Origin of the sequence: Jeotgalibacillus proteolyticus (assembly GCF_050107735.1) — a bacterium.
In the GTDB taxonomy this organism is placed as follows: domain Bacteria; phylum Bacillota; class Bacilli; order Bacillales; family Jeotgalibacillaceae; genus Jeotgalibacillus; species Jeotgalibacillus proteolyticus_A.
Genome location: NZ_JBNILO010000007.1, coordinates 1 through 23,131, shown reverse-complemented (window position 1 = coordinate 23,131; position 23,131 = coordinate 1). Strand labels below are relative to the sequence as shown.

18 protein-coding genes, 15 tRNA genes, 1 rRNA gene and 1 pseudogene are annotated in these 23,131 nt (G+C 41.6%); 8 read left to right on the top strand and 27 right to left on the bottom strand.

Features of this window, described 5'->3' with window-relative positions:
* Window positions 1-154 precede the first annotated feature (154 nt).
* Window positions 155-391 (top strand): YhdB family protein, encoded by a 237-nt coding sequence (locus ACQCT8_RS11665; protein ID WP_278242062.1) that lies wholly within the window; start codon window positions 155-157, stop codon window positions 389-391.
* Between the two features lie 212 nt (window positions 392-603).
* On the opposite strand, the gene ACQCT8_RS11660 is transcribed toward ACQCT8_RS11665, so the two are convergent.
* The gene (locus ACQCT8_RS11660; protein ID WP_426871276.1) at window positions 604-2,334 is read right to left on the bottom strand and encodes a phospho-sugar mutase; all 1,731 of its coding nucleotides are present in this window, start codon (window positions 2,332-2,334) and stop codon (window positions 604-606) included.
* A 332-nt stretch (window positions 2,335-2,666) separates the two neighbouring features.
* The gene (locus ACQCT8_RS11655; RefSeq protein ID WP_426871274.1) at window positions 2,667-4,208 is read right to left on the bottom strand and encodes a GNAT family N-acetyltransferase; all 1,542 of its coding nucleotides are present in this window, start codon (window positions 4,206-4,208) and stop codon (window positions 2,667-2,669) included.
* A gap of 322 nt (window positions 4,209-4,530) precedes the next feature.
* Here ACQCT8_RS11655 and ACQCT8_RS11650 point away from each other — a divergent pair, with 322 nt between their 5' ends.
* The 3 genes from ACQCT8_RS11650 (at window position 4,531) to ACQCT8_RS11640 (ending at window position 6,423) form a co-directional block, all read left to right on the top strand.
* A complete protein-coding gene (locus ACQCT8_RS11650; protein WP_426871272.1) occupies window positions 4,531-4,959 on the top strand; it encodes a disulfide oxidoreductase in 429 nt (142 codons plus the stop codon).
* Window positions 4,959-5,432, top strand: coding sequence for a thioredoxin family protein (locus ACQCT8_RS11645; RefSeq protein WP_426871270.1), 474 nt, complete (start codon window positions 4,959-4,961; stop codon window positions 5,430-5,432). The genes ACQCT8_RS11650 and ACQCT8_RS11645 overlap by 1 nt, the downstream gene beginning before the upstream one ends.
* A 103-nt stretch (window positions 5,433-5,535) precedes the next feature.
* Window positions 5,536-6,423 (top strand): RluA family pseudouridine synthase, encoded by an 888-nt coding sequence (locus tag ACQCT8_RS11640; protein ID WP_426871268.1) that lies wholly within the window; start codon window positions 5,536-5,538, stop codon window positions 6,421-6,423.
* A gap of 124 nt (window positions 6,424-6,547) precedes the next feature.
* Here the strand turns inward: ACQCT8_RS11640 and wrbA are convergent, their stop codons facing one another.
* Window positions 6,548-7,156, bottom strand: a complete 609-nt coding sequence (wrbA, locus tag ACQCT8_RS11635; protein ID WP_426871266.1) for an NAD(P)H:quinone oxidoreductase — start codon at window positions 7,154-7,156, stop codon at window positions 6,548-6,550.
* 221 nt (window positions 7,157-7,377) lie between these two features.
* Between wrbA and ACQCT8_RS11630 the strand changes: the two genes are divergently transcribed.
* Together ACQCT8_RS11630 and ACQCT8_RS11625 are read left to right on the top strand one after the other, a co-directional pair.
* Window positions 7,378-7,911, top strand: coding sequence for a flavodoxin family protein (locus ACQCT8_RS11630; protein ID WP_426871264.1), 534 nt, complete (start codon window positions 7,378-7,380; stop codon window positions 7,909-7,911).
* A gap of 184 nt (window positions 7,912-8,095) precedes the next feature.
* Entirely contained in the window at window positions 8,096-8,722 is a 627-nt protein-coding gene (locus ACQCT8_RS11625; RefSeq protein ID WP_426871263.1) for a nitroreductase family protein, read from the top strand.
* Window positions 8,723-8,943: 221 nt separating this feature from the next.
* On the opposite strand, the gene ACQCT8_RS11620 is transcribed toward ACQCT8_RS11625, so the two are convergent.
* Entirely contained in the window at window positions 8,944-10,623 is a 1,680-nt protein-coding gene (locus ACQCT8_RS11620) for a M20/M25/M40 family metallo-hydrolase (RefSeq protein ID WP_426871261.1), read from the bottom strand.
* 203 nt (window positions 10,624-10,826) lie between these two features.
* Here ACQCT8_RS11620 and ACQCT8_RS11615 point away from each other — a divergent pair, with 203 nt between their 5' ends.
* Window positions 10,827-12,131 carry an NCS2 family permease gene (locus ACQCT8_RS11615; protein WP_426871259.1) on the top strand — a complete coding sequence of 435 codons (1,305 nt, stop codon included), beginning with the start codon at window positions 10,827-10,829 and terminating at the stop codon, window positions 12,129-12,131.
* Window positions 12,132-12,188: 57 nt separating this feature from the next.
* Here ACQCT8_RS11615 and yhbH read toward each other — a convergent pair whose 3' ends face one another.
* The 7 genes and pseudogenes from yhbH to queG form a co-directional block, all read right to left on the bottom strand.
* Window positions 12,189-13,337, bottom strand: a complete 1,149-nt coding sequence (gene yhbH, locus ACQCT8_RS11610; RefSeq protein ID WP_278242051.1) for a sporulation protein YhbH — start codon at window positions 13,335-13,337, stop codon at window positions 12,189-12,191.
* Between the two features lie 426 nt (window positions 13,338-13,763).
* Window positions 13,764-14,072 carry a hypothetical protein gene (locus ACQCT8_RS11605; protein WP_426871256.1) on the bottom strand — a complete coding sequence of 103 codons (309 nt, stop codon included), beginning with the start codon at window positions 14,070-14,072 and terminating at the stop codon, window positions 13,764-13,766.
* A 300-nt stretch (window positions 14,073-14,372) separates the two neighbouring features.
* Complete coding sequence (locus ACQCT8_RS11600; RefSeq protein ID WP_426871629.1) at window positions 14,373-16,250, bottom strand: PrkA family serine protein kinase; 1,878 nt, start codon at window positions 16,248-16,250, stop codon at window positions 14,373-14,375.
* Between the two features lie 510 nt (window positions 16,251-16,760).
* Window positions 16,761-17,510: an oxygen-insensitive NADPH nitroreductase gene (gene nfsA / locus ACQCT8_RS11595; protein WP_426871254.1), complete on the bottom strand. Its 750-nt coding sequence runs from the start codon at window positions 17,508-17,510 to the stop codon at window positions 16,761-16,763.
* A 114-nt stretch (window positions 17,511-17,624) separates the two neighbouring features.
* A complete protein-coding gene (gene trmL, locus ACQCT8_RS11590; protein ID WP_426871252.1) occupies window positions 17,625-18,098 on the bottom strand; it encodes a tRNA (uridine(34)/cytosine(34)/5-carboxymethylaminomethyluridine(34)-2'-O)-methyltransferase TrmL in 474 nt (157 codons plus the stop codon).
* A gap of 51 nt (window positions 18,099-18,149) precedes the next feature.
* Window positions 18,150-18,611: pseudogene (locus ACQCT8_RS11585) on the bottom strand (amidase domain-containing protein); the annotation flags it as partial.
* Between the two features lie 56 nt (window positions 18,612-18,667).
* Window positions 18,668-19,801 (bottom strand): tRNA epoxyqueuosine(34) reductase QueG, encoded by a 1,134-nt coding sequence (queG, locus tag ACQCT8_RS11580; RefSeq protein WP_426871250.1) that lies wholly within the window; start codon window positions 19,799-19,801, stop codon window positions 18,668-18,670.
* Window positions 19,802-19,894: 93 nt separating this feature from the next.
* Here queG and ACQCT8_RS11575 point away from each other — a divergent pair, with 93 nt between their 5' ends.
* Window positions 19,895-20,569 carry a B3/B4 domain-containing protein gene (locus tag ACQCT8_RS11575; RefSeq protein ID WP_426871248.1) on the top strand — a complete coding sequence of 225 codons (675 nt, stop codon included), beginning with the start codon at window positions 19,895-19,897 and terminating at the stop codon, window positions 20,567-20,569.
* Window positions 20,570-20,912: 343 nt separating this feature from the next.
* Here ACQCT8_RS11575 and ACQCT8_RS11570 read toward each other — a convergent pair.
* The 16 genes from ACQCT8_RS11570 to rrf form a co-directional block, all read right to left on the bottom strand.
* Window positions 20,913-20,986: transfer RNA gene (locus ACQCT8_RS11570), tRNA-Gly, on the bottom strand.
* 374 nt (window positions 20,987-21,360) lie between these two features.
* Window positions 21,361-21,441, bottom strand: a tRNA-Leu gene (locus tag ACQCT8_RS11565).
* 7 nt (window positions 21,442-21,448) lie between these two features.
* Window positions 21,449-21,522, bottom strand: a tRNA-Cys gene (locus ACQCT8_RS11560).
* Window positions 21,523-21,531: 9 nt separating this feature from the next.
* A tRNA-Gly gene (locus ACQCT8_RS11555) sits at window positions 21,532-21,606 on the bottom strand.
* 5 nt (window positions 21,607-21,611) lie between these two features.
* Window positions 21,612-21,683 (bottom strand) — tRNA-Gln (locus ACQCT8_RS11550).
* Between the two features lie 18 nt (window positions 21,684-21,701).
* Window positions 21,702-21,777, bottom strand: a tRNA-His gene (locus tag ACQCT8_RS11545).
* Window positions 21,778-21,798: 21 nt separating this feature from the next.
* A tRNA-Trp gene (locus tag ACQCT8_RS11540) sits at window positions 21,799-21,872 on the bottom strand.
* Between the two features lie 3 nt (window positions 21,873-21,875).
* Window positions 21,876-21,959 (bottom strand) — tRNA-Tyr (locus ACQCT8_RS11535).
* 26 nt (window positions 21,960-21,985) lie between these two features.
* Window positions 21,986-22,061, bottom strand: a tRNA-Phe gene (locus ACQCT8_RS11530).
* A 53-nt stretch (window positions 22,062-22,114) separates the two neighbouring features.
* Window positions 22,115-22,190, bottom strand: a tRNA-Asp gene (locus tag ACQCT8_RS11525).
* A 7-nt stretch (window positions 22,191-22,197) separates the two neighbouring features.
* Window positions 22,198-22,271, bottom strand: a tRNA-Met gene (locus ACQCT8_RS11520).
* Between the two features lie 81 nt (window positions 22,272-22,352).
* A tRNA-Val gene (locus ACQCT8_RS11515) sits at window positions 22,353-22,425 on the bottom strand.
* Between the two features lie 8 nt (window positions 22,426-22,433).
* Window positions 22,434-22,508: transfer RNA gene (locus ACQCT8_RS11510), tRNA-Glu, on the bottom strand.
* A 19-nt stretch (window positions 22,509-22,527) separates the two neighbouring features.
* Window positions 22,528-22,619, bottom strand: a tRNA-Ser gene (locus ACQCT8_RS11505).
* Window positions 22,620-22,622: 3 nt separating this feature from the next.
* Window positions 22,623-22,697, bottom strand: a tRNA-Asn gene (locus ACQCT8_RS11500).
* A gap of 6 nt (window positions 22,698-22,703) precedes the next feature.
* A 5S ribosomal RNA gene (gene rrf, locus ACQCT8_RS11495) occupies window positions 22,704-22,819 on the bottom strand.
* Window positions 22,820-23,131 lie beyond the last annotated feature (312 nt).

The window sequence follows — 23,131 nt, the reverse complement described above, 5'->3', positions numbered from 1 at the left end:
AGCTGCAATAGCTTGAAAATCTGGCTTGTTTATATTTCAAACAAGTAAACACCGTCCAGTCACTCCATATATTCACTTGTTTTTTTCAGAACAAATTACTCCTTTTCAGCACATACTAATGGTAACTTCTCTGAAAGGAGGATGGACAGTAGACATGAACAATGACTATGACCGTACCTTGCTTTATTTGTACCGCCACTCTTGGGATGACATGCTGATCTTAATGGTACGCACAAAGGATGATCTGCTATCCAGAAAAATTAAACTGTTGTTAAAAGGGATCCACTATCCTCAACCACAGGAAACCACTGCCTATCATTACACAGAGTTATTTCGCTACGCTGAATTTTGTGCTTCAAAATTCAGGTCACCTGTTGTCAGCGTTTTATAAAAAAAGCCGCCACCCATTGAAAAAGTTCGTTTTAGTACAGGTAAACACTAAAATTCACTTGTAAATGAGTGGAGGGCTGTCTTTAATTTTAGCTTCTATTCCTTCATTTATGTAACTAATGGTAATTGCTTTATACAGCATCCTCCCTTTTATAAAAAACGAAAGACAGCCCCTATTAACAAAGGCTGCCTAAAATTATACTTTAAGATGTTTTATACCATCGAGTGAACTTTATCCATAAATGCTTCTTTTATTTGGGACAACTTATTTTCACTGTCTTCAAGACTTGATCCGATTACACTGAAATAAAATTTTACTTTCGGCTCCGTGCCACTCGGCCGGATGCAAACCCACGAGCCATCCTCTAAAAAGTACTTTAATACATTTGAAGCTGGCAGTGAAATGTCCTCTTCTTTGCCTTTAGCAGTAATCAGTCGTTTTTGAGTGCCGTAATCTTCCTGGGAATGAACAGCAAGTCCGGCAATTTCCCTGATCGGATGCTCACGGAAACCGGTCAGGATCGACTGAATTTTATCTGCTCCTTCTTTTCCTTTAAGAGTCAGCGATTCAAGACCTTCTTTGTAATAGCCGTGCGTTTCAAATAACGATAACAAAACCTCATACAGAGTATGTCCCTGCTGTTTATGAAAGGCTGCAGCTTCTACTGCTAAAAGAGCTGCCTGGACTGCATCCTTATCGCGGGCAAAGTCTTTGACCAGATAGCCATAGCTTTCTTCATATCCGAATAAGAAAGTATGCTCCCCGGTTTTTTCATACATTTTTATTTTTTCTCCAATGAACTTAAAGCCTGTCAGAACATCTTCTGTGGTTGCACCGTAATGTTCTGCAATTTTTCGTCCAATTTCAGAGGTAACAATTGTCTTAAATACTCTTCCATTATGAGGAAGATTTCCTTTTTCACTTTTTCGGCCAAGCAGGTAATTAAGCAAAAGTGCGCCAGTTTGATTTCCTGTCAATAGTATATATTCATCATCCGGCCCTTTTACGGCTAAACCTAAGCGGTCTCCATCAGGATCTGCAGTAATTAAAAGGTCTGCACCTATTTCTTTTCCATCTCTGATTGCATATTCAAAGGCCCCAGGCTCTTCCGGATTAGGAGAAGCGACAGTCGGAAACTCTGAATCCGGCTCTTCCTGCTCTTTAACAATATGAATATTTTTATAACCAAGCGCTTTTAAACCGCGCTGAACCATTTCATTTGATGCTCCATGCAGAGGAGAAAACACAACTTTTAAATCGGATTCCTTTGCTAATTGAGGTTTTTCAGAAACGGTAATAAGATGTTCCACATAAGAATCATCCACAGAAGATGAAATCATTTCGATTAAGCCTGATTCCTTCAATTCATCGATGGATTTTACTTGAATATCAAGCTCATTATCAATCGCATTAATTTCTTCAATAACAGCGTCTGCATCTGCTAAATTAAGCTGGGCGCCATCTTCACCGTAAACCTTAAATCCATTGTATTCAGGAGGATTGTGGCTCGCTGTGATCATGCCTCCCATGTATGTATGTAATGATCTCACAGCAAAGGACAGCTGTGGAGTTGAGCGCAGCGACTCAAACACATAGGTCTGAATACCATGTGAAGCAAGAGTGCGGGCAATTTCAAGAGAAAACTCCGGAGATTTTCTTCTGCAGTCATAAGCCAGGACAACCCCTCTTTTTACTGCTTCAGGCCCTTTCTTCTCGATATAGCGGGCCAAGCCTTCCGCTGCCTTTCGGACGGTATAAAGATTCATCCGGTTTGTTCCTGCACCAATCTCTCCGCGCATGCCTCCAGTACCGAATTCCAGGTTTTTATAAAATGCGTCTTCTTTTCCTTTTTCATTATCCTTCAGTTGCTCCAGTTCAGAAAAAACCTCTTCGTCCAGCTGATCAAATGAAAACCATTTTTCATATGATTGTTGATAGCTCATAGTATACCTCCTCCAGTTTTAACTAAGGACACGCCTCGATTTAATTGTATCATGAACCAGGTAAAGAATTGACGCAGAACCCCATGCCACAAGAAAAAATATAAAAAGCAGAAAGCTAAGAAGACTGCTGCGATATAAGTGGATGCTGTTTTGCAGACTGTACAAACCAATACCCAGTATTTACATGAAATATACCTTGTCGCGCTAAACTTTCTTTATCTATTTGAACCTGCTATAAGAAAACAAAAGCCTGCTCCAGCTTCTGAACAAGAAAGAAGCGGGGCAGGCACATAATGAGTGATGCATATTGTTAATTCTATAGCGTCCAGTGACTATTTTTTGTATTCTATATTGTAAATATCATGCCTTCTGTCCTTTAACTGGCGAACCGTTCCGCTTTGCCGCTGACGGCGGAGAATTTCAAGGTCCACATCCCCAATCATCACCATTTCGAGGTTTGGATCTGTCTCACCTACAATTCCGTCACGTGCAAATTCAAAATCAGATGGCGCAAAAATACCGGATTGTGCGTATTGAATATCCATATTTTCTGTTTCAGGAAGATTGCCGACTGTCCCTGAAATAACGGTATAGATTTGATTTTCAACCGCTCTAGCCTGCGAGCAGTAGCGCACACGCAGATAGCCTTGACGGTCTTCTGTACAGAACGGGGTAAAGATAATTTTCGCCCCTTTATCTGTGGCGATGCGGGCGAGCTCCGGAAATTCAATATCATAACAGATCTGTATCGCGATTTTTCCGCAATCTGTATCAAACACACGTACCTGATCTCCGGCACTGATTCCCCACCATTTTCGTTCATTCGGTGTAATATGAAGCTTGTACTGCTTTTCAATCGTACCGTCTCTGCGGAATAAATACGCAATATTGTAGATTTCATCGTCATCCTCTTTTACAAAGTGAGAACCTCCGATTATATTTACATTGTAGCGAACAGCGAGGTCGGTAAAGAGTTCAATATAATCCTCCGTATAATCGGTCAGTTTTCTAACCGCCATACTTGGAGATTTCTCATTTAAAAAGGACATGAGCTGTGTAGTAAAAATTTCCGGAAAGACAACAAAATCAGAATGAGCATCTGAAGCTACATCCGTAAAATATTCAACTTGGTTTGCAAAGTCCGTAAATGAATCAATTTGACGCATCATGTACTGAACGACACAAATCCGGACAGGATGGCTCGTTTTAAAGTGACGCTTGGAATTCGGACGGTAATCCACATTGTTCCATTCCATCAACGTAGCGTATTTGTTTGATTGCTTATCATCCGGCAGATAATTCGGGTTGATCCTCATCAAGGTAAATCCATTTAAAAGCTGAAAGGACAGGACTGGATCATATACCTTGTGCATCTGTACAGAATCAACATATTCCCTTGGAGACATTTCATCCGCATATTTATGAAAATTCGGGATGCGTCCTCCAATGATGATACTTTTCAGGTTGTACTCTCGAGCCAGCTCGCGTCTTGCTTCGTACAATCTGTGTCCTACTTTCATGCGCCGGTATTCAGGGTGCACCATCACCTCTATTCCATACAGATTATATCCATCAGGATTATGATTGGTGATATAGCCTTCATCTGTAACATCATCCCATGTATGGCGGTCATCGTACTCGTCAAAGTTGATAATCAGACTCGAGCACGAACCGATAATTTCTCCGTCCAGTTCGGCAACAAGCTGCCCATCAGGAAATGTATCGAGATGGCTCTCAAGCTGTTCGATTTTCCACGGCTCCATACCCGGAAAACAAAGGCGCTGCATTTCAATTATTTTTTCTATATCAGGATGAATCATTGTTCGAATAATCATCTTTTTTTCAAACTGTGTTAAATCTAATTTTTCAGACATACTTCCCACTCCTTCACAACGTTTCATATCCCCTTTTTGCCTGGAACATAAACGCTTTATTACCCTTACATATTATAGCTTGTGCAATTGCACTTTGGAATCGTTTTGCATTTAATCTTTATTTGTAAGAATACCTGGTTGAAACACTTCCGCACTTTGAGTATGATGACAATTGGTTACTTTAAATAACTGCCAAAGAATAGACAAATTTTTAAAATAGTTGCGTCATTTTAGTAAGATCAGCTTGTCATATTCATCATTACCTTTTACAATCTTCATGAATCAACATTTAAATACGATTGAGAAGAAAAGAGGCATCAAAATGGAGAAAAAAACAGAGAATTTCCTTTTTACAGCCTGGGCTGCTTCTCTGGTAGCTGCAATGGGGTCTCTTTATTTTTCCGAAATAAGAGGGTACGAGCCGTGTGAACTATGCTGGTATCAAAGGATTTTTATGTACCCGATTGTCATTCTGCTTGCTGCGGCAATATACAGGAAGGATCCTAAAGCAGCCTTTTACTCTGCCTGCTTATCAGGAATCGGCGGACTTGTTTCGATCTATCATTATGGCATACAAAAGCTTGATTTTCTGTCAGACAGCGCTCCTGCCTGCGGAATGGTGCCATGTACGGGAGAATATATTAACTGGCTCGGATTTATTACGATTCCATTTCTTGCGTTAACCGCCTTTGCCATCATTTTTATTTTTAGCTTACTTATTTTAAAGCAGTTGAAAGGGGAAAAAGCCTGATGAAAAAAGTACTCATCTTCGGAGCAATCATTATAGTAATTTTTGCTTCAATTTTTATTATTACCAACATACAAAATGCCTCTAAAACCGAGGATAATCCATATGGAAAAGAGGACCTGGAACAGTCTACAATTGATTTGCTGGGTAATCCTGATTACGAAAATCAAATTCTGCCTGACGAGCTTGATGAAAGAATTTCAAGCGGGGAGCCAACGACTGTTTACTTTTTCAGCCCGGAATGCCAGTATTGTCTGGAAACCACACCGATGCTAGCTCCTCTAGCTGAGGAAATGGACGTGGATATGGTACAAATGAATTTAATAGAATTTAAAGACCAATTTAACAAATATTCCATCCAGTCCACCCCTACACTCGTTCATTTTGAAGACGGCCAGGCCGTTGACGGAATTGTCGGTGCCGCAAGTGAAAGTGAGTACGAGGATTTCTTTGAACGAAATGTTGTAAACGAATAAAACCTATTTATATCAATCTGGTCATCACCGCCTCTTCTCTTCCGACGAAGAGGCTTTTTTACTAACAGGAGAGGAACTTATCTTACATTAAGGAGCCAAATACATGAATCATTCCTCATTCTCGATATCCGTGCCCGCTCAAATAGCAGGAAAAACCATTGAAGAAGCACTTCGAAGCGAATGGAATTTCGGAAAAAAACAAATACACGCATGGCGCATGAATAAAGCGATTGATTTAAATGGACAATTAACCGAATGGAAAATGGTTTTATCCCAAGGAGATCTCTTGACCATCCGATTGGAGGAAGAGGAGAAACCCAGCTATCTGCCGGATCCCATCGATTTTTCTGTACTATATGAAGACGAGCATCTTTTAATTGCCAACAAACCGCCCCACCTGGATACTCACCCCAATCAGCCGGACGCTTCAGGCACCCTTGCAAACGGTGTGGTCCATTACCTTCAGCAAAAAGGAAGAATCGGGTATGCTCAGCCCATCCATCGGCTTGATCGGGACACAACAGGCACCATCGTTTTTGCTAAGCATGCTGCTGTCAAGCCCTTGCTCGACCGTGCATTAGAGCAGCGATCCATTAAACGCATCTACTGGGCGCATGTGCACGGAGATGTGTCGCAACCCAGCGGTACGATTGATCGCCCAATCGGAAATGACCGTCATCACAATTCCAGAAAAAGAATATCGCCAAGCGGGCAAAAAGCGGTGACTCATTTTAAAAAAATTCAATTCAATAAAAATCAGCAAACCTCCTGGCTACAGCTTGAGCTGGATACTGGCAGAACCCACCAGATACGAGTTCACTTATCTTCCATCGGTCATCCACTGGCAGGAGATACGCTGTATGGAGGAAGAAAAACAACACGGTACCCTTTTCAAGCACTTCACGCGGTAAAAATCAGCTTCATCCATCCTTTTACCGATGAAGCTATATATATTGAAGCACCTGATCCTGTAAACCCGGTTCGATTTTAAAAGGAGACAAGGAAAAGACCCTGAGGCAAATATGTCTCAGGGTCTTTGACCTTCAGGCGGACCTTTACCGAATCAACCGGAGCTTAAACGCTCTAATTAGCCTTTTTTCTTGAGATATCATTTTTTATGAACCGTTTACCACCATTTGCGCTATTTCAATTGTTCGGCGGGCCTGGTGCTTTACTGCTTCTTCTACGTCCTCAAGCATATTGCCATCCTGGTCCACAGTTACACTCGTTCCATACGGGTTTCCGCCTGAACTGAAGGTAACGGGATCCGAATAGCCAGGAGCCGCAATAATGGCGCCCCAGTGCATCATGGACGTGTAAAGCGACAGAATCGTAGCTTCCTGGCCTCCATGAGGATTTTGAGCGGAACTCATCGCACTCACAACTTTATTAACCAGCTTCCCATTAAACCAAAGTCCTCCAGTCGTATCTAAAAATGCCCGTATTTGAGATGGGGCACTGCCGTATCTTGTCGGGGTGCTGAAAATAAATGCGTCAGCCCATTCAAGATCATTTAATGTAACTTTTGGTACATCTTTTGTTTCTTCATAATGCTCTTTCCATGCCGGGTTTGCTGCGATTGCCTGCTGGGGAGCTGTTTCCTCCGCTTTTAATACTTTTACTTCTGCACCTGCTTCACGCGCTGCTTCCTCGGCCCATTTCGCCAATTTGTAATTCGTTCCAGTAGAGCTGTAGTAAATAATAGCCAATTTTACATTCGACATGTTTGCCATCTCTCCCTCAAATTGAATTACTCAGAAAATATCGTTCTTTTTATAATCCCCTTTAGGAAAGGTTTTAAACGGATAAATATGCTTAAATTCCCTGCTTGAGAAGTTCAATTACTGCATACTTCTTTAGCTGGAACATAAAATAAATGAATTTGAATTTTGCAGCAGGTATAATGACCTTATTGGAAATTCATCATGAAAGGCTGGAGATTCCTATGAGTTTACTAATAATAAGCGGGAGTTCGAGGGACAATGGAAATACAGAAATTTTAGCAGAAGAGGCAGCAAAAAATTATCCCGGTGACGTGGAGTGGATTCATCTCCGCCGCCATACGATCCATCAGATTACCGACCAGCGGCACTCTGAAAACGGGTTTGCTCACGTGGAGGATGATCATGCGGAGTTAATTAAAAAAATGGTTCAGGCAGAAACCATTCTGTTCGCTACGCCTGTTTATTGGTACGGAATGAGCGGATATATGAAAACCTTTGTGGATCGGTGGTCACAGGCGCTCAGAAATCCTGACATTGAGTTTAAACAAAAGATGAAAAATAAGCCAGTCTACGTTCTGATATGCGGAGGAGATCGTGTAAACGTTAAAGGAATTCCACTCATCCTTCAATTTCAGCTGATCTGCGAATTTATGGATATGGAGCTTAAAAACTATTTTATAGGCGAAGCAAAAAAACCGGGAGACATGCTGAAGGAGCAAAATCAGCTTTCTCAAATGAAGCAATTTTTCAAGTAAAATTATAAATATAAAGCTGTCCCGAATGTCAGTGAAAACCTGAGATTTTGGAACAGCTTTTTTAATTGTTACGAACTGTCCTATTCAGACCAGTCCAATTTCTTGACTCGACATTTTATCTATACTATAGTAGACACGATTTACTACTAACTAAAAGTAACTAGATTTATCGGGAGGAATTCATATGTCGACTACAACAATGGAACAAAATGTGATTAGTGTGATGCAGGAACGCCGGTCCACTAAGGTATATGATAAAAATGCAGAGATTTCGAGAGAAGAATTAATGGAACTTCTTGAAATTACAGGTCAGGCTCCATCTGCCTGGAACCTTCAACATTGGAATTTCCTTGCCTTTCATAATAAAGAATCTCAGGAACGCCTTTTGCCAATTGCTTATAATCAACAGCAGATCGCCGATGCTTCTGCAGTAATCGCTGTATTGGGAGATCTTCAGGCTAATGAAAATGTAGATCCTGTTTTTGATCCCGCTGTTCAAGAAGGAATGCTGTCTGAAGACATCAAACAAGCGTTAAATGGACAAATACAAGCCGCTTATGAAAGTGAACAATTTGGCCGTGACGCTGCTTTTACAAATGCATCACTGGCAGCTATGCAATTTATGCTTGCGGCAAAAGCAAAGGGCTGGGATACCTGTCCAATAGGCGGATTTAGTGCTTCTACACTCATGGAAGAATTTGAAATATCAGACCGTTATGTTCCTGTTATGCTAATTACTGTAGGTAAAGGCACGAAAGAAGCACGGCCATCCGGCAGACTTGATATTAACGATTTAGTTTCATTCGTTTAAAGTCGGATGTTTTCATCATGCCATATAAAAAGAGGCTGGGACAATACGCAAAAAAGTTTTAAAATTGAGGATATATTTATGAATAGTAGTAGGTGAGCGGAGAGGAAGGTGGCGACTCCTGCAGGATATGACGGCAAGCTGAGACCCCGCAAGGCAAAGCCTTGCGGAGGGCTCAGCGCCGTCCCTGCGGAAAGCGTCCGCCTGAAGCGCAGCCGAACCGGTCAAAGAGCTTGAGACACTTTTGTCCCAGGCTCTTTTTTTGCAACCAAATCCAAAGCAAAGTCTTTAATAAGACCGGGGAGAACATGAAACGTATAGGGTTTATAAACCCGCTCAGTCCATTTATGTCCATCTCTTCCGTATACACCTATATTAATGGACGGGATGTTCACGCTTCTGATTAAATCAATCGGCAAAGGATAAATATCTGACATCCTTGGCATATTTTTCTTTAAAACATTAACCTCTTCTTCACTTTCATGCAGAGAAAGATAGCTGCCGTCTGCCAAATACGGGAAAAAACGCTTTGTCGCGAATGTTTCCTTGCTTTCAGCCGCTACGACCTCAAGTCGGCGTACAAGCTTTTCACGAATTTCTGCACCGTACTCATACTGCTCATTTAAATAATTGTGAGGCAGAAATGGGGGTGCAAAAAATAAAATGACACGCGGTTTTTTATCAGGATCCAGTTGCTGGAGTGCCTCAACAAGGGCAAAAGATGCTTCTCTTCGGTCCTTGCCTTTCCATTCGCTTGCAACACGGTCCAAAACCTCATCGACCGGCAGCCCCTTTTCATTGAGCTCATTCTGCAGATCCTCATACGTGCATACACCGACTTCCCATTTCCACTTACTTGGAGGAAATCCATGATGAATTCGAAATTCATCGTATCTTCTTTCACTTTGAATTCTAAGTTCTTCTACTGTTTCCCGTGTTACAGAAAGCAATTTATCCATTACGTCTTTTGCGGTTTGTTCAAAAACAAAATAATTAAAGTACATTCTTGCACTTACAGCAGTTTGAACATTGTAGCTGTGCTTATCTTCTTTAAAATAAAGGCAGGCAGGCGGCAGAACGTATTCTCCCTCAAGTTCTTCAACTAAATCAAGGTTTTGGTTGATTTTCCTATTAATCTCGGACCCCACAAGTGTCGGATCAATTGATGTGAGCACATCCCCCACATGCGCTTCACGTCCATAGATATAAAAAGAGGGCAAAACTTTACCCGCAGCCCCTGTATAAATATATTTTGTATCGTCCGTATCATGCATAGGGGCGATAAAATCATTGTTAATCGCCGCTACATACTTCAGCCCTTCCTCTTTCATCCGTTGAAGCTCCTGCAGTGCTGCTAGCATACCGGCATGCTCGCTTTCTTCATCGGGATTAAACAAAAACAGCATCGTCCCGTCAAGCGGCTCTTTTTGTTCAGACAGTTCTAACAGATTAGTTAAATGAATGGCCGCTCCGCTCTGCATATCAAGTGATCCTCTTCCAAACAGCCACTCTCCTGAAAGAGCCTGCTCTTTTACCCGTTGGTCTCCATCATATGTTGAAAAATATTCCTGCAAAGCATCAGGATCATGAGCAAGTGATTGAAGCGTTCCAAAATCATCTGTTTCCACCGTATCGATATGGCTGTGAAACAGAACGGTCTTCTTTTGTCTTCCCTTTAGTTTAGCCCAGACGTTTATACGATGATAAGGGTCACCGTCGATCGGCTGTATCCAGACGTCTTCCGGATGCTGCTGAAAATAAGGAAACGACTGAATGATGGAATAGATTTCTTTTACTTTTTCAGCCTCTCCTGAAGAGCCAGTATAGCTTTTAATCCCGACTAAACGGCGTGTCAGCATTTCTGCCCGGACCGCTGTCGATTTATTTTTCAATTCATTATACATACGTCACCCTGCTTCCGAAGCGTCTTATTTGTTTATGCTTCATCTCCATCTTATCGAATTGTTTGAAAATTGCAATGTGATGTCCTCAAAATTTTAATCAGATCGATTTTTCTTACCTCAGGGGTTGATTTTTACTCTATAAACGAATATTATAGTCTTTGTGATTTTTTAATGTTCGTATTTATAATAAGGAGTTGAAAGAAGTGTTTCGCTTTCATTTAAAAGAAAATAACACTACCGTCAAAACCGAAGTGCTTGCGGGTTTTACGACGTTCATGACGATGGTTTATATCGTGGTAGTTAATCCAATTATATTATCCACTACTGGCGTTCCGTTCGATCAGGTTTTTCTCGCCACAATCATTGCAACGGTAATCGGAACTTTATGGATGGCTTTACTGGCAAATTATCCAATAGCGATCGCACCAGGTATGGGGCTGAATGCGTACTTTGCTTTTTCCGTAGTTGGCACCAACACAAATATTACGTATGAAGTGGCATTTGCAGCCGTATTTGTATCGGGAATTATTTTCACCATTATTTCTCTTACTTCATTTAGAAAAAAATTGATTGAAGCGATTCCTGACAATTTAAAGCATGGAATTACTGCAGGAATTGGGTTATTTATCGCTTTTATCGGGATGCGTCTGACCGGTATTATAGTGGCTCACCCTGATAATCTGGTTGCTCTTGGCGACCTGCATTCTCCTCCGGTCATCTTAGCTTTCTCTGGACTGGCAATTACTCTGATTCTCATGGTTCTTAAGGTAAATGGAGCGTTATTTATCGGGATGCTGATTACCGGTGCAATCGCCTACTTTACCAATCAGCTTACGTTTGACGGGGTTATGGCGCTTCCTGGTCTTCCAGAAGGATTAATCGTTTCAAATCCCATAGAAGCCTTTGGGGACGTTATTCAATATGGGTTATTTGCAGTCGTTTTTTCTTTCCTTCTTGTAACAATTTTTGATACAACGGGTACAATGATTGGCGTTGCCCAGCAGGCCGGCCTAATGAAAGGAAATACACTGCCAAGAGCGCGGCAGGCACTTCTTGCGGATTCAGTTGCAGCCACAGCTGGTGCAATGGTCGGAACAAGTCCTACGTCAGCTTATATTGAATCTTCTTCAGGAGTGGCAGCAGGAGGCCGTACAGGCTTAACAACTGTGACAGTTGCAGTGCTTTTTATAGCCGCAGCCTTCTTCGGTCCGCTTGTGAGCGCTGTGTCAGGCGTTGCAGCCATCACCGCGCCTTCACTCATTATTGTGGGAAGTTTAATGATGGGAACGATCGCTAAAATTAACTGGGATGAAATTGACGAGGCTTTTCCTGCATTTTTAATCATCTTAAGCATGCCGTTAACCTCTAGCATAGCTACGGGTATTGCTTTAGGATTTATATCCTATCCCATTTTGAAAATTTTTCGTGGAAAGTGGAAGGAAGTTCACCCGCTTGTTTATCTATTCGCTGTTTTATTTTCCTATCAGCTTGTTTTTCTTCCTCATTAAATGCAAAGAAAGCCGCAGAGCAAAATGCTTCTTCGGCTTTCTTTTTATGTTTGAAAATTAAACTTCTTCTTTTAAAAAATGCTTTAAAGCAAAAAACACATCTGACTTTCTTCTGAGAATAAAATACCTAAGTTCATCTTCAGGAATCTTTTTATAAATAGACATAAGCGAAGACTGACGCTGGTATTGATTAACTTCTCCATAGCCAAATAGATTGCATACTTTCGAAAGCTCTTCAATCAAAGGCAGACATCGCTGGTTGTCTGACGTTAAATTATCTCCATCCGAAAAATGAAACGCGTAAATATTGTAGCGCTGAACCGGGTATTCATTATGAATCAGTTCAAGTGCTTTTCGATACGCGGAGGAGCAAATGGTGCCCCCGCTCTCTCCTTTGGAGAAAAAGGTTTCTTCTTCTACTTCTTTTGCTTCAGTATGATGGGCGATAAATCGGAGATCAACATGATCGTATTTATGCCGCAAAAATCTGGTCAGCCAGAAAAAGAAGCTTCTTGCTACATACTTTTCAAATGCCCCCATGGATCCGCTTGTATCCATCAAAGCTAGTACAACCGCTTTTGATTCTCTTTCAATCGATTCATTCCAGGTCCTGAATCGTAAATCTTCCGGAAGGATTGGATTAAACGAAGGAGTGCCTGACATGGCATTTCGTTTAAATGCACTCATCATTGTTTTCTTTTTATCAATATTTCCAGTCAGCCCTTTGTTGCGAATGTCGTTAAATTCGATATCTTTTGTAATTTCTTCTGATTCTTCTTTTTGCTTTAAGTTTGGAAGCGACAGTTCTTTAAATAAGGCTTCTTCAACCTCGAGCAGTGATACCTCCGCTTCAACATAGTCAACGCCTGCTTCTTCCCCAGCTCCCTGACCTGCACCCTGTCCCGGTTCCGGACTGCCCTTTGCAATCAAGTCTCCAACCTGGCTGTCACCATTGCCTTGGCCTACATGCTTTTTCTTATCGTAGTTGTAACGGATTTTGTATTCATCTAGTGAACGGATTGGAATTTTCACGACTTGCTTTCCATTTGACATGACAATGCTTTCTTCAGTAATTAGCTCTGGCAGCTGGTCTTTGATCGCTTCGTTTACTTTCTCCTGGTGCCTTTTTTGATCATCCTGTCCTTGTCGGTGAAGGGACCAATCTTCTTGTGATAGGATTGTGGACGACCGCTCATCCATTTTCATGGTCTGCTCTCCCTTCTTCCATTCGTATTTCATTGTATGCGGCAATGAAAAAATATTTACTAATTAAACCACATGCATTTTGTTCTATTCGCTCATTTTACTGCCTTTACAGCATTTAAATGCTTATTTAATTGAATTTTCCGAAAATATTTTCTTCGTTTTTATTATCTTATTTCTGGTTGACCAAAATAAAAAGAACCTGAGACAAAATATCTCAGGCTCTCTGACCGGTTCGCTTGGCTTCAATTCTCAGTTTTCGCAGGGGTCGGGGCTTGAGCCTTTTTCAGGGAGTTGCCCCTGTATAGTCCCAGCTTGCCCTCACATCCTGCTGGAGCGGCCGTCTAATTCTGCGCTCACCTCTTACTATTTATAAATATTGGCTCGCATTTTAAACTTTTTTTTAAAAAAAATTATAATGCTCCGTGATTATGTCAATTCCTTCTCCCGGGCAGACGTTTTAGCCGCGTCGATCAACAGAATAATGGAAGCGGCTACGTGCATGATAAATCCGGCAAAAGGGATAAATCCAATGACGCTTGCCACAATTCCAACAATGCTGCCGGTCCTTGCTTCAAACTCCCTTACGGAGAAAATAAGCGTAACGATATGGAGACCAAGCATAATCCAAAGCGGTGCCCAAGATAAAGAAATAATGACGGTGCCTCCTATGATTGGTATAGCAAAAAATGCCTCGAGTCCTCCTGTTACCCATTTAAGTGTGGTGGATGTTTTCATCTTTCACCCGTCCCTTCTATATAATCCTTCTTTTTCTTTTACACTGATCTTGCCGGGGTAAACATCTCCCTTTAACTGCTCTGAATTCCCCTCTGCCTTTTATACGTTTGAACCCGCTATAAGTTTCATTTTATACGGTGCCTGTGTTATACCCTATTTAAAGCTTTTACCTGAAATGAAGTGTTTATGTGAGACAGCCCCTAAAAATCTTATGCATCCTGTATTTATGAAAACAAAAAAAGAACCAGGAATCACTGGCTCTCAATAAAGCATGTTATTTTACACATCTGGCTGTCCTTACTATCTGTTTAACAAACTGCCTACATATTTAAGTAATTCATTGGCACTTGAGGTATTGTAGCCATGTTCATCAATTAAACGTGCAATAACCTCATTCATTTTCTTCAGCTGCTGCTCATCCGGCGTTTTTGATGACGTTGTAATTTTAACTACATCTTTTAAATCTGCAAATAATTTTTTCTGAATCGCCTCTCTTAAACGATCATGGGAATGATAATCAAATCGCTTCCCTTTTCTCGCATAAGTGGAAATTCGAATTAATATTTCTTCTCTGAATGCTTTTTTTGCATTTTCTGAAATGCCAATTTGCTCCTCGATGGAACGCATGAGCTTCTCATCTGGCGTCATTTCTTCGCCAGTCAGCGGATCACGCAGTTTGGATTTGTGGCAGTACGCTTCCACATTATCAAGATAATTATCCATAAGCGTTTTTGCAGACTCCTCATACGAGTAAACAAAGGCTTTTTGAACTTCTTTTTTCGCCATATCATCAAACTCGCGGCGCGCCAGAGAAATATAACCCAGGTAGGCTTCTTTTACATCCTTCGTAATGGAAGCATGCTGATCAAGTCCTTCTTTCAGCGATCGTAAAACATCAAGTGCATTGATAGAAGAAACTTCTTTTCGGATAATAGTAGAAGAAATACGGTTAATCACATAACGAGGATCAATTCCATTCATGCCCTCGTCATCATATTCTGTTTTTAATTCCTGCAAATCTGCTCCATTAAATCCTTCAACCGTTTCCCCGTCATAAAGTCGCATTTTCTTAATCAAGTCAATGTCTTTTCGTTTCGGTTCTTTCAGTCGGGTAAGAATGGTAAACATTGCTGCAATTTTAAGTGTATGAGGGGCGATATGCACACCCGCAACATCACTTTCTGAGATAAGTTTTTCATAAATTTTCTCTTCCTGCGTCACCTGGAGATTATATGGAATCGGCATGACAATAATACGCGAGTGCAGAGCTTCATTTTTCCTGTTGGAAATAAATGACCGGTACTCGGTTTCGTTTGTATGAGCCACAATCATTTCATCAGCGGAAATCAATGCAAATCTTCCTGCTTTAAAGTTTCCTTCCTGGGTAAGCGACAGCAAATGCCATAAAAATTTCTCATCACATTTTAACATTTCCTGAAACTCCATCATTCCCCGGTTTGCTTTATTGAGCTCACCGTCAAATCGGTATGCCCGAGGATCACTTTCTGATCCATATTCTGCAATCGTTGAAAAATCAAGGCTTCCTGTCAAATCGGCAATATCCTGAGATTTAGGATCAGAGGGGCTGAATGTTCCAATGCCGACCCGCTTGTCTTCTGAGAAAAAGATTCGTTCAACCGGCACATTTTCAATTTGTCCATCAAATTCTTTTTCTAGGCGCATCAGATTTAATGGCGACAAATTGCCTTCAATACGGATGCCATATTCCTTTTGAAAATCATCTCTTAATGCATGCGGGATCAGGTGAAGCGGATCTTCATGCATTGGACAGCCTTTTATCGCATACACAGCCCCTCTGTCTGTTCTTGAGTAGGCTTCCATCCCTCTTTTCATCATCGTAACAAGCGTAGATTTACCTCCGCTGACCGGACCCATGAGCAGCAAAATCCGTTTTTTTACATCCAGTCTTCTTGCAGCAGGATGAAAATATTCCTCTACTAATTTTTCTAACGGTTCTTCTAAACCAAAAAGCTGATTTTTAAAAAAGAGGTACTGTTTTTTTCCATTTTTCTCTTCCACTCCGGCATCTTTTATCATGTTGTACACACGTGAATGGGCTGATTGAGCCACCCATGGCCGTTCTTTTAACAACTCGACGTATTCAGAAAACGTACCTTCCCATTTTAAACTTTCTTCTTCGCTTCTATATTCAGCCATTCGTCTTAAAATATCCAACAACGTCGCCCCCCTTATTGGCCCTATGTAGAAAGGTATGCAGAAACTGCAGGTTGCATGAAAACGAAAAATAAATTCATTTTTAATCGTTCTTCACCATTTTAAGAAAAAAAGAAGAAAATATGACTTATGTTTTTTCTTTGAACTTTTTTTGGTAGGTATAGTGTATATAGTCAGCTAACTTTCTTCACGATCTACGGAAGGGCATAACGAGTGCTTTATTTCGAGATTAGTGCTGATTTTAAAGACGAATTCAACAATTCTTCACAATAAAGCGCTGCATTTGTTCACTATTCTTCATTTTTAGGGTATACTTTTAAACAGCAGATCTATTTTCCCGTAAAAAAGGAGGGCCTATCATATGAATACAGCACTTATTTTAGGTATCTGTGTGGCATTTCTTGCAGCTATTTTCGCAGCAGGCTATGATTCCAAGCCAGGTACACATAAAGATTAATGAAAGTAAAAAAGCTGCCCAAAGGCAGCTTTTTTTTAATGACGGTTTAAATTTTTTCCTTCAATAAAATCCTTCATATACATCCTGCTTTTTCGTTCAAGCATTTTGGCCATTTGATCAGACCATTGATCACTCCGGACGCCCTCTGTCCGTTCATGATAATAAGCAGAAATTCCTCTGTCATATTCCCCCACTTTATCTTTTAACAGATCAGGATCCGACTCGTAGCTGTTTTCATGGTAGATCATTTCAAATGGCATTCTGGGCTTTATGGCTGTCTCCTGATCCGGCACGCCGACGGTCAAACCAAACAAAGGAACGACATACTCAGGGGCATCTATTACCTGATTTACTTCAGGCAGATTATTTCGAATTCCCCCTATGTAACAGATGCCAAGACCCATTGATTCAGCTGCAATTGCGGCGTTTTGGGCGGCAAGAGAAGCATCAATCACTGCGACCATAAATTTCTCTGTACTCTCTATCGAAGGGAGAACATCAGCATCTTTCCATTTACCAATATTAGCATGGCGGTAAAGATCTGCACAAAATAAAAATAAATGTCCGCTCTCTGCTACATATTCCTGGCCTCCCGCAAGAGCGGCTAATTCTTTCTTTTTTTCTTTATCTGTTATCCCTATTATCGTATAGGCTTGAATAAAGCTTGAGGTAGACGCCATTTGAGCCGCCTCAACAATCGTCTTTATCTGGTTCTTTGTTAAAGGCACATCTTTAAATTTACGAACGGACCGGTGGTTTTTAAGCAATTCAATCGTTTTTTTCATACACGTACGCTCCTTCCCTCTGATCTTCTTTTAAAGTGTATCGAAATCTCCAGCAAAAACAAAGTTCGGATGTAAAAAACGCGATTCTTTGTTGTAAGAATCGCGCTCTGCCTGTTACTTTAATCCCGGAAAATTCTGCTGTCTCAGTGCCTCATACACCAGTATTGCAGCAGTGTTTGATAAATTAAGAGACCGCACATGATCGTTCATTGGAACCCGAAGAGCCCTGTCTTTATTTTTCTCAATCACCTCAGAAGGAAGGCCTGAAGTTTCTCTTCCAAAAATAAAGTAATAATCTTTTTGAGTATCCTCATAGCTGAATGTGGAATGAGGTTTTTCTCCGTACTTAGTTAAAAAGAAATATTCTCCGCCTGCGCTGCTTTCGAAAAACTCTTCTAACGAGTCGTAATAGTGAATCTGTACATGATTCCAATAATCCAGACCCGCGCGTTTCAGCATTTTATCATCCGTAGAAAAACCGAGCGGACGAATTAAATGAAGCGCAGTGTCAGTTGCAGCACAAGTACGTGCAATATTTCCTGTGTTAGCGGGTATTTCAGGCTGATACAAAACAATATGATTTCCCAAACTATTCACCTCAAACAATCTTTTCAAAAGCTAAATCATTTCTTCATTTTATCATGTAATTGCATAAAAGTAATATTTAATTGCAGAAGTATAAGCAGACGAGTCTGTATATTCCCAATTTCTCATGCGGCTGTCACTTGTATGAGCATTTACGAGGGGGACTCCTGAGCGCATAGCAGTGACAATGGTTGTATGATTAATTCTGCCGTCCCCTTCAAAGTCATAGCAAATAACGTCCCCCTGCTTTAGCGCGCTGGCTCTAGAGACCTGCTGCGCCCTTCCGCTGGATTCAAGATACCATTTTAGGGAGTGAGCAACGGACCAGCTGAAACTCCATGAATTGGTGCGCACCCACCAGCCTTTTGAGCGGTTTGGATATCCGGTCATCGACCAGCCGCCTGCATGCAGACATTGTGATATAAAGTTTGTACAATCTACTTCAAATGAAGGATAAGCAGGATTTCTGCCGTCCCACCATTTTTCTGCGTACAGCACTGCATTTCCACGGTTATATGCCAACTCACATCACCCCTTTTTGCCATCCTACGACAGCTCCAGGGATTACATGATTAATTGTTTACAAATGATAATCCTTTTTTAATTTCTTCCAGCACTTCTTTGTCCTTCTCTTTTTCTTCCTGAGCCAGCAGAGCCTCATGTGCTTCCACGCCGCCAATCTTTCCAACCGCCCAAGCTGCTGTCCCTCTAATGACTGGTCTTACGTCTTCCTGCATTACACTGATCAGAGAAGGAAGAGCACTGCTTTCCTTAAAATGAGCAAGTGCAAGGATCGCATTGCGCTGAATAGGCTTTTTCCCTCTCCATGAACCTGAAACATGTCCGTAGGTGTCTTTAAAATCCCGATTGCTTATTGTCAAAAGCGGCTCCAAAAGAGGCTTTGCAATCTCCGGATCAGGTTCAAGTTCATCATGAAAATGAAAATCCTTTCCCTTGTTTTTGGGACATACCGTCTGACACGTATCACAACCATAGATTCGATTCCCAATTTTGGATCGGTATTGCTCTGGCAAAAATCCTTTCGTTTGCGTCAAAAAGGCAATACACTTTTGAGAGTCAAGCTGTCCTCCCTGAACTAACGCGCCAGTTGGACATACATCTACACATTTATTGCAGGATCCGCACTGGTCATTCATTGGAACATCTGGTTCAAATGGCAGATTCGTTATCATTTCTCCCAAATAAACATACGAACCAAACTCAGGTGTAATCACTGAACAGTTTTTTGCGCTCCAGCCTATTCCAGCTCTTTCTGCTACAGCTCGGTCTACAAGCTCCCCAGTGTCTACCATTGAACGAAAGCGTGCTTCAGGCACTCTTTCCTTAATAAACGCCTCAAGCTTATTTAAACGATCTCTCAGAACTTCATGGTAATCTGCTCCCCAGGAAGCTCTGGCGAAAATCCCTCTTCTTTCTCCTTTTACGCTTCTTGGAGAATCCTTCATTTTAGATGGATACGCAAGTGCAATCGCAATAATGGAACGGGGCTCTGAAAAAATTAACGAAGGATCCACACGTTTATTGATGTCTTTTTCTTCAAATCCTGATTGATAGCCAAGCTGTTCCTGTCTAATCAGATGATTTTTCATCTCAGTAAAAACATCTGCAGTCGTAAAACCGATTTTATCAATTCCTAATGAATCTGCATGATCCTTGATTTCTTGTTTCAGCAAACGATAATTCATCCCGTCCCTCCTTTCAATAAGGGTCTCTTTATTTTAACATGCTCTGCTTTCTGCTATCATAAACGATATCACTGCTTACAAGGAGCTGCTATTATGAAAGTTTCTATTGATCCATCGCTGCATCAGCTAAAGGAATCTCTTTCCTTTGGCATCATACATTACCAGGACATCGAGGTCGGGGAATCTCCTCAAATGTTAAAAGGCCGGCTGCAGCTTTTTCAGGAATCCATTTTCTTTGAACTTCAGGAAACAAACGTTACTGACCTTGCAGGCATCAGAGAGTGGAGAGCCATCTTTAAAGTACTGGGCAAAGACCCCAATCGATACCGGCATAGTGCTGAATCTCTTTACCGCAGAATTAAGAAAAAGAATTATTTATCACCCGTTCATTCTGCAATTGATCTTAATAATTTCTTTTCCCTTGAATACCAGTCTCCAATCGGTTTATACGATACCTCTCAAATAGAAGGAGACGTCTCCATCAGATTGGGTAAACCAGGTGAAGAGTATCAGGGATTGAATGGACGGTCAAATTCACTTGAAAATCTCCTGGTTTCAGCTGACCAAAATGGAGCTTTTGGCAGTCCTTTTGTAGATTCTGAAAGGACTGCTGTTAATCAGAGCACCACTGAAGCTTTGCAAATCATCTACTTAAGACCAAGTCTGTCCCCAGAGGCTCACATACAATTAACGGATTCACTTAAAAATATGTTCATCCAGGTGCATGGCGGTTCTGGAAAAAGCTATATACTTTCAACAAGCCGCTAAAGATCGTCGAATTTAGGTATTAATACTATTGCAGCAAATTTATTTTAAGGGCCTCGGACCAAAGTGTCTGAGGCTCTTTGAACGTCTCACTGCACTTAAGGAGGCGCTGCTTTCCGCAGGGACGGGAGAGAGTCTTTTGGATGCCTTGCCCTGCAATGTGCAATCGTCATATTCTACTTTATTTCGCTCACCTTTACTTAGCGGTAAATACGGCATAAATATTTAAACTTATTAACTTATTAACTTATGTCGCAGCATCTTTTTATGCGGCACTCTATTTTTTGAAATAGAAAAAACGCAATGCTTCGTTGATACAACGAAACACTGCGTTGGCTATGTATTGTGGAGCGGGTGATGAGAATCGAACTCACGACATCAGCTTGGAAGGCTGAGGTTTTACCACTAAACTACACCCGCATCAGCAACATATATAAATTTAACATCAAATTTACAATACGTCAACATCTTTCGACAAAATTATCTTCTTTTTTGTTTTAAAAACCGCTTTTATAGATAGTGATGAACAAGAGCTTATTTAAATTGAACAGCAGCTATTTAGCATCTCGTTTCTTCACAATATTCTAAAATGCATTTATTATTCCAACGCTTTTGCAAAAAAAACTGTAATTTTATTTTTGAGATTTCTTAAGTAAAAGATCTTAAATCGATATCGTTTAACGAGCCTAAGATTAGCTTGATATGCTTTTTTCTGATGTTTCTTAGTTCAGTACATAAAAAGGATAAAACGGTACTCAAGAAATTGCTGAGCACCGTTTATCCTGATTAATAAATACCTGAGGCCGGACTTGAACCGGCACGCCTCGCGGCATCGCATTTTGAGTGCGACGTGTCTGCCATTCCACCACTCAGGCATATTATTGGAGGCGGCAACCGGACTCGAACCGGTGGTAAAGGTTTTGCAGACCTCTGCCTTACCACTTGGCTATGCCGCCAAAAAAAAATGGAGCGGAAGACGAGATTCGAACTCGCGACCCCCACCTTGGCAAGGTGGTGTTCTACCACTGAACTACTCCCGCTTAAGCTGGGCTAGCTGGATTCGAACCAACGCATGACGGAATCAAAATCCGTTGCCTTACCGCTTGGCTATAGCCCAATAATTATAAAATTAAAATGGGGCGACCGATGGGAATCGAACCCACGAATGCCTGAACCACAATCAGGTGCGTTAACCACTTCGCCACGACCGCCATAATATTGTATTTTAAAATTGGCAGGGGCAGTAGGAATCGAACCCACACCGGAGGTTTTGGAGACCTCTGTTCTACCTTTAAACTATGCCCCTAAATGGTGGAGGGGGGCAGATTCGAACTGCCGAACCCGAAGGAGCGGATTTACAGTCCGCCGCGTTTAGCCACTTCGCTACCCCTCCATAATACATCTGTTGAAAAAATAAAATGGTGGCTTTGGACGGAATCGAACCGCCGACACATGGATTTTCAGTCCATTGCTCTACCGACTGAGCTACAAAGCCATACTACAAATCTTACTATGTATTCTATAAGATATCAATAATATTTATAGAAATGGCGGTCCCGACCGGGATCGAACCGGCGATCTCCTGCGTGACAGGCAGGCATGTTAACCGCTACACCACGGGACCCTGGTAATTGCGGGGGCAGGATTTGAACCTGCGACCTTCGGGTTATGAGCCCGACGAGCTACCGAACTGCTCCACCCCGCGTTAATAAGTATATGTTCGTTTTTAAAAAAAGGTGAGAGAATGTAAACAGAAACTATTGACAATTCCCTCTGTAGTAACGAGTGGAGAATGACGGGCTCGAACCGCCGACCCTCTGCTTGTAAGGCAGATGCTCTCCCAGCTGAGCTAATTCTCCAAATTCTCTGGTGACCCGTACGGGATTCGAACCCGTGTTACCGCCGTGAAAGGGCGGTGTCTTAACCGCTTGACCAACGGGCCTTTTATACGAAAAAATTAATGGCGGAGAGCAAGGGATTCGAACCCTTGAGACAGCGGTAGCCGCCTACACGATTTCCAATCGTGCTCCTTCGACCTCTCGGACAGCTCTCCATATGGCTCCACAGGTAGGACTCGAACCTACGACCGATCGGTTAACAGCCGATAGCTCTACCACTGAGCTACTGTGGAAAATCAGCCTAGCAACGTCCTACTCTCACAGGGGGAGACCCCCAACTACCATCGGCGCTGAAGAGCTTAACTTCCGTGTTCGGCATGGGAACGGGTGTGACCTCTTCGCTATCATTACTAGACAATTTTGTTCTCTTTGCGACAAGTTATATTATAACATTATGTAAGAGACAATTCAATACAATAAAGAAATAATTAATAATCATTTCTTCAAAACTGGATAAGACATCAACACAAACATTGCGTTTTCGAGTAATCACCATGTTGAATCCAGTTTCGGCTCCTAGCTTTTCGGTCGTTTCACCTCGCCTGCTGTGACAAAATGCGTCACGTCAGTCGAGCTTCCAACGCCTCTCAAAGCTGGACAGTCGCCTACACCTTTTTCGATTTGGTTAAGTCCTCGATCGATTAGTATTCGTCAGCTGCACATATCG